Raw genomic sequence first — 6,556 nt, 5'->3', positions numbered from 1 at the left:
ACTTGCCGATGCCCCATCATGATCTTCAGTCCTGCCAATTAGACAGACTGAATCACTGATATCTCTGCGTCGCAACAGCTGCCTTTTTCAACAGAATCGACCCTGAGCGGAACCTGAGCTGTTTGTGGAATCTCTGATTGAGATTGTCACGAGCATAGGCGACTCATACTCAAAGTGCTTCGGCCGGGAAGAGGGTACCAACGGGTCACCGCGCATACGAAACTACTCGAATGCCTTGAAAATCGGTTCGGTAAAGTTCGTGCCAGCCACGCCGTCGCAGTTCGTCGGTGAACTCAACCACCCGGGACAGCTCGGTGGGTTGCTCATTATGAAGGCCAAATACGCCAAACAGAGCGGAAGCCGGCATTGTAACTGGCAGATCACCGATCCTCTTAGCACCCAATTCGCAGGATAGAGGCCTCTTGTAGTAACCGAGCGGGATCGCTCCGTAGGCTGGAACGACAAGCACACAATCCGTTGGTTGCATCCGCGTGTCCAAGAATGATGCCACACTGCGCCAATCGTCTTTCGGGTAGGCGTACACAGGTCGGCGCAAGAAGGGCAGGCTTGCCAAAGCGATGGCGGCGACAAACACAATTGAAAAGATCCCACTTCGCCAATCCTTGGCATACTTTGTCCAGCCGAACCCGGACAGTAGCAGCAGAGGTGGATGAGAGCCTATTACGTACCGTGCTAGGAACATGGGTTGCCATAGGATCGAAACGACAATTCCGACTACCAGTGGGACGACGACCCAGGCGCATAGGAAGGCCAAATCTCGGCGCCGTGCCCCCACCACGCCGAGAACTGCACCGATCAGTGTGATGCCAAAAAACAATTTTCCTCCCGCAAGGGCTCCCAGCTCTTTGCTCAAAAAAGCAGTGGTAAGTGGCGGTATCCAGAATCCGCCAGCATCAATTGTCCGAGCATGCCCAGCGAGTATCAATGCCCAAGGCATAAACCCGATGGCGACTATAGTATTCGATGTCACCCAGACCAGGATGGTCCTCCGCGAGAACCAAATGGGCAGCAGAAAAAGCGCGGCGAAAGCCAATGCGATCACAATCCAGTCGAGTAGTCCGTAAGGGTGCGAGTAAACCAGAGACAGTCCTGAAAGCGATATCCAGGCACCCCGCAGCGTGGATGGTGCCCGCAGATAGTAAAAGCAAGTAGCCGCGTAAAGGGTCGCGGCAAGGGCCAATAACGAATACATCCTTGCTTCCTGGGAATAAATTACACTGAACGGTGAAAGGGCCAACATAGCCGCACCGAACAGCGCCGCTTTTCGGCCGAGCGTCATTGTGCCTAACCAATACAGGACACCTATGTTTGCGAGGCCGAAGATCGCCGATGGAAAGCGGATGCTCCATTCGTCAGTACCCAGAAGCTTAATCGCGACGAAAATCGCTAGGTTGTTAAGAGGGGGATAATTATCCTGAGAGGTGCGTTGTATCAGCGCGGCAAGCCCGTCCTTGGCTTGCGTCCATGATACTACTTCGTCTAACCACAAACTTTCGCTTCCAAGATTGTGAAAGCGGAGCCAGCCAGCCACGGTGAGAACTACAGCAATTGCTGCGAACGTCGCCCCGTGTGTCCTCTGGGTTGCTTCCGTGGTTCCGAGCACACGAACCTCCCTAGTTATTCGAAGGGTCCTGGGCAGGCGCAGGACATTCCTCCGAGTCTGCAACCGGCTCATCGGGAATTCACACTGCAACTTCGCAGCTGTTGAATACGATCTCGGCAACCCTACGATAAAGCCGCTCGACAACAAAGGGCCGTTGTCATTTCGGATGAATACGAGTTCACTTGCTTTTGGAAAGAGACAGGCGCGAGCTAGCCAGCTCGCCGTGTCGGTCGGCCATGAAAGCGCCGCCAAGTCTGCTCCGGGTCGATTCTGTTGAAAAAGGCCGGCAGTATTTCGTTGTAATAGCTCCGTCGCGATTTGGCCGAACTGCTCAACCGCCTCTATGCGAGCCTCGGCTTGGGCATCGGGATCAGCTTGGCCATCTTTCGAAGGTTTTGGGCGGTGGCTGCGAGGATGAACTCGTCACGCGCGCCGTTTGGACCTCGTAAACGCAAACGGTCGAGCTTGAGAATGCGCTTGAGGTGCGCGAACAACATCTCGATTTTCTTGCGGAGCCGGCGCGAGGTGCCTCCCTCCCACGATCTCGCGATCTGGCGCGCCATGTCGCGAGCGCCCTCGTAGATCGAGCGCGGCACTCTCCGTGAAGCCTGCTTGGGGCAACACCGAGCCTTCAATGCGCATCGATCACAATCGCGCTTGCTGGCGAGGTAAAGCATGGTGGCACCATCGTTCACCAACGTTCCGGTCGTGGTAGGAACTTTGCCACCAAGGCAGCGATAGATGTCCCCGGCATGGTCATAGGTGAAGTCGTCGCGCGAGAAGATCCCATCTGTGCGGGCCGACTTATCGAACACTGTAACGTGCGGCTCGATGCCGCGCCCATAGAGCAGCCAGGCGAGCATCTCGGCCGAGCCATAGCCGCTGTCACCGAGGAGCCGGCTCGGATAGAGATCAAACCGCTCCAGCGAGCGCTCGATCATGCGCTTGGCGGCCAACACCTCCGCCTGCCGGATTGCGGTCGTTGCCTCAACATCGACGATGATCGCGTTCTCGATGTCGACCAGGTAGTTCGTCGAATAGGCGAAAAACGCTTGGCCGCTGTGCGCCCCCGTCCAGCGCGCCGCCGGGTCGGAAGGCGATACGAACTTCGGGGTAACCTCGGTCGCAGCTCCGAAAGCAGCATCATCGAGGACAGCCAGATACTCGTCGATTGCTCGGCCGGCAGCCTCCGGCGGTTATCGCCTTCGATCCCCTTCTGCCGATTGGCATCGGCCTTGATTAGGCTCGCATCGACTGCAAATCCTTCACCGCCGACCAGTCGTTCCTCGATGCAGCGCCGCAGCACGCTCTCGAACACGCGACGCAAGAGATCGCTCTGCCGGAAGCGGCCATGCCTGTTCTTGGAGAATGTCGAATGATCGGGCACCACCCCATCCAGACCGAGCCGGCAAAACCACCGGTAGGCCAAATTGAGGTGAACCTCATCGCACAGGCGCCGTTCCGATCGGATGCCGAAGCAGTAACCGATCAGGAGCATCCGGATCATCAGTTCAGGATCGATCGAAGGTCGGCCGATGCTGCTGTAGAAGGGTGCCAGGTCCTGCCTGATCTCTTGCAGATCGACAAACCTGTCGACCGATCTCAAGAGATGGTCGGCGGGAATATGCTTCTCGAGCGAGAACTCATAGAACAAAGCAGCCTGTTCGACTTGCCGATGCCCCATCATGATCTTCAGCCCTGCCAATTAGACAGACTGAATCACTGCTATCCTTGAGTCGCAACTGCCGCCTTTTTCAACAAAATCGGCCCTTTTCGACCAAACTTTGGGACCGCGATCCCCGCGAGCGCGGTGGTCGTCGCCGTCCGAACATGCCCTCTACTTCCGCCGAACACGTGGGGGTGCCCCCAGTTGAAATAAAATGTGATAATTAAACTGAAGAAAAATGGGGATATTCCAGAAAACACCTTCTTTTCTTCCATTTATACGATCGTGAGCTTCGGGCGCGGGCAGAAGCAGTGACGCAGTTACAATAAATGTTCATGCCGATCAGCGAAGCGCAGCTGATCCTCCAAGATTCCTTTCAGTCTTGGCCCGCGGAAACGAACGTATGTACGCCAAGCTCATCGATGTTCCCAGAATGCCTCAATTTCGTAGTCCTTGAATTCGACTACAGCAGCGTTGGCAAATGAAAAAACCGCTTGCAACAATCAGCTTAGTCGCATGCCTTGGCGGACTCTCGGCAGTTGAGATCGCGAAGGCGCAAGCGAAACAGCAATGCAGCGCCGCGATGCCGTCGAACCCGCAGGGGCGTTTGTGGTCCTACCGCATCATTGACGGACGAAAATGCTGGTACGAAGGCAAGCCCATGCTTTCAAAGTCATCGTTGGAGTGGACCAAGGACGTTGTGCAAACGTTTTCAAACGAAAATACAGCCGCCACGCCAAGGAATGCATTGGATTCGCAAGCGTGGGCACCACCTGAACCCGTCACTTTTGAAGCACTATGGCGGGCAAGAGTTGGCGAGTATTACCGGTATTAGAAGCACTCTGATCGGGCGGGGGGCTTATCCAATGGCAGGTTCACATCCCGAAGGCGCCTGCAGTGAAGCGAGCGAAAGAAGACGTCTTCTGATCGGTCGCGGCTCACAGCAGCGCGGCTATCGCCGTTCATTATCCTGTGAGGATCGAATGGCCGATCATCAACAAGCGCGGGGAACGGGACGTCCGTCGTTAAACGCGGAAGTCAGAATCGGAGGGCGTATCACGGTCATCGATGCAGCTGGCCCGCGCCTAGCGAGCAAGCGGGGTACCGTTGTTAGTTCAAGCACCTATTGCGATGCCGTACGCGTGATACTTGACGGTTCAAAATCACCGATCACTCTCCATAGGAAGTATCTCAAGTTGTCGACCGATCGCTAAGCTGCATACGCGTGAAGCACATGGCAGCGCGACACCGAGCGCGTTGCTCACTGTGCGCCGTTCGGCGAGACGAATGGCTAGGGAGGGGAATACTCTTAAAGAGCCGCCGCATTTTCAGGAGCTGCTCTACTCCCGCAGAGTGACCTAGCAAGCTCGACGCTCTGAGTGAATCGTCTCGACATTTTGTGTGAGCTGCTGCCGGTTTGATGGACACCAGGTTAAGCTAATCCCACCTTGCGCTCGAACTCAACCGGGCTGAGATAGCCGATGGTCGAGTGCCTGCGGGTCGTGTTGTAAAACCTTTCGATGTAGTCGAACACGTCGGCGCGTGCCTCATCTCTGGTGCGGTAGATCTTGTTGGCGGTGCGTTCGGTCTTGAGGGAGGAGAAGAAACTCTCCATCGCTGCATTGTCCCAGACGTTGCCGGAGCGGCTCATGCTGCAGACGATACCCTGGTCGGCCATCAGGCGCTGGAACTGCTCGCTGGTGTACTGGCTGCCCTGGTCGGAGTGGTGCAGTAATGCGTCCGGCTTGCCGCGTCGCCAGACGGCCGTCAGTAGGGCATCGGTTACCAACTGAGCTGTCATGGCGGCGCTCATCGACCAACCCACCACCCGGCGTGAGAACAGGTCGATCACCGCTGCGACGTAGAGCCAGCCCTCGGCCGTCCAGAGATACGTAAAGTCGGCGATCCACTTCTGGTTCGGCCGCTCGGCGGCGAACTGCCGGTCAAGGAGGTTCGCCGGCACGGTCTCGAGCTGTCGATCGCCGCTGTCCTTCGGCAAGCGCCGGCGTCGCGGCCGCGCCCGCAAGCCTTGCAGGCGCATCAGCCGTTCGATTTGGTGGAGCCCACAGTCCACTCCATCGGCGAGCAGATCACGCCACACCCGGCGCGCACCATAGGTGCGGTCGCTCGCCATGAAGCTGGCCTTCACCTTGCCGCCGAGCTCTTCGTCGCTGCGGGATCTGGCGCTGGGCGAGCGGTTCAGCCAGGCATGGAAGCCCGACCGCGACACCCCAGCGCATCGCATAGCCATGCCACCGGCCAGATCGTCCGGTGCTTCGCGATGAAGACGAACTTCATGTCGCTTCCTTCGCGAAGAAGGCTGCGGCCTTCCTAAGAAACAGCCGGATTGGCGTCCCCCGGAATGGCCTGCAACAGGAAGCCTAGCGATTTGGCCCTCCGCTGAAGGTTGGCGACGACGCGGCTGCGATATTGTTGCTCATATTGGTTGGCACCCGGATCGCTGTAGCTCATGCCGTGCCGGAGCGTGTTGTAGAATAAAACCGCAATCTTGCGGGCGGTCGCCGTTACGGCCTTCGACTTACCCGCCCGTGAGGACAGCCGACGATAGAATGCTCCCAGCGCTGTATCACTTCGACCGACCGTTGTGGCCGCCAACCGCAACAGTGCGGCTGCCCGACTGGAGGATCGTCGCGTACGCGAAGACAGCACCTTGCCGCCGGAAATCTTGTTGCCCGGTGCGAGGCAGAGCCAGGAGGTGAAGTGCTTGGCGCTCGGCCATGCCCTCAGATCTGTGCCGCACTCGCCGATGAGCTTCAAGGCGAGCGACGGACCCAACCCATGGATCTCGGTCAGATCGACGCCGAGCACACCATACAGCGCGGTCCTGACATCGAACGTGGGTGTGTTGACCTGCTTGGTCTTTATGCGTGGCCTGGGTAACTTTCTGCCCGGTTTTGTCCCTCTGTTGCCCAACGCAGCGATCAAGACTTCGAGCTTGCGATCGCAGTCCAGCATCTTCGCCTGGTAGACGTCGTAGAGTTCCAGCGATTGGGTCAGGGCGAAGACATGTTCATGTCGGTTGTTGCCCACCAGTGCGGCGCGGATCGTCTCCATGGAAGAATGGCAGCGTGCATCCCGGTAGGTCGCCAACACGTCGGGCTTGCGTTCGCCCGCAACAATAGCTCGGATGATCCGCATGCCAGTCGCGCCCGTGATATCCGAGACCACGTGATGGAGCTGCAGGTTCATCTCCATCAGGGCCTTCTGCATATGCTGGATATGGGCAGCGGCATATTCCACCAACC

5 protein-coding genes and 1 pseudogene are annotated in these 6,556 nt (G+C 57.6%); 1 reads left to right on the top strand and 5 read right to left on the bottom strand.

All coding sequences use genetic code 11. The features are described 5' to 3' along the window. Positions 1 to 205: 205 nt before the first annotated feature. The 3 genes and pseudogenes from IVA91_RS36500 to IVA91_RS36490 all read right to left on the bottom strand — a co-directional run bounded on the left by IVA91_RS36500 (position 206) and on the right by IVA91_RS36490 (position 3,565). Complete coding sequence (locus IVA91_RS36500; RefSeq protein ID WP_247279347.1) at positions 206 to 1,624, bottom strand: glycosyltransferase family 39 protein; 1,419 nt, start codon at positions 1,622 to 1,624, stop codon at positions 206 to 208. Between the two features lie 341 nt (positions 1,625 to 1,965). Then, positions 1,966 to 3,311: pseudogene (locus IVA91_RS36495) on the bottom strand (IS1182 family transposase). A 38-nt stretch (positions 3,312 to 3,349) separates the two neighbouring features. Next, complete coding sequence (locus IVA91_RS36490) at positions 3,350 to 3,565, bottom strand: hypothetical protein (RefSeq protein ID WP_247280637.1); 216 nt, start codon at positions 3,563 to 3,565, stop codon at positions 3,350 to 3,352. A gap of 206 nt (positions 3,566 to 3,771) precedes the next feature. On the opposite strand from IVA91_RS36490, the gene IVA91_RS36485 reads away from it, so the two are divergent. Further along, positions 3,772 to 4,125: a hypothetical protein gene (locus tag IVA91_RS36485; protein WP_247280638.1), complete on the top strand. Its 354-nt coding sequence runs from the start codon at positions 3,772 to 3,774 to the stop codon at positions 4,123 to 4,125. A 597-nt stretch (positions 4,126 to 4,722) separates the two neighbouring features. Here the strand turns inward: IVA91_RS36485 and IVA91_RS36480 are convergent. Together IVA91_RS36480 and IVA91_RS36475 are read right to left on the bottom strand one after the other, a co-directional pair. Beyond that, the gene (locus IVA91_RS36480) at positions 4,723 to 5,535 is read right to left on the bottom strand and encodes an IS3 family transposase (RefSeq protein ID WP_247450393.1); all 813 of its coding nucleotides are present in this window, start codon (positions 5,533 to 5,535) and stop codon (positions 4,723 to 4,725) included. 86 nt (positions 5,536 to 5,621) lie between these two features. Further along, on the bottom strand, positions 5,622 to 6,556 hold a 935-nt coding region (locus tag IVA91_RS36475), incomplete at its 5' end, for a transposase (protein WP_247460804.1).

Source organism: Bradyrhizobium sp. 153 (assembly GCF_023073835.1).
Classification (GTDB): domain Bacteria; phylum Pseudomonadota; class Alphaproteobacteria; order Rhizobiales; family Xanthobacteraceae; genus Bradyrhizobium.
The sequence above is the reverse complement of the archived record's forward strand: the minus strand, read 5'-3'. Positions and strand labels throughout refer to the sequence as shown.

What these genes read in the sequence shown, in the direction of transcription:
- IVA91_RS36490 (WP_247280637.1), bottom strand. Translation starts at nt 3,565, where the DNA reads ATGGAAGAAAAGAAGGTGTTTTCTGGAATATCCCCATTTTTCTTCAGT.
- IVA91_RS36485 (WP_247280638.1), top strand. Translation starts at nt 3,772, where the DNA reads ATGAAAAAACCGCTTGCAACAATCAGCTTAGTCGCATGCCTTGGCGGA.
- IVA91_RS36480 (WP_247450393.1), bottom strand. Translation starts at nt 5,535, where the DNA reads ATGCGATGCGCTGGGGTGTCGCGGTCGGGCTTCCATGCCTGGCTGAAC.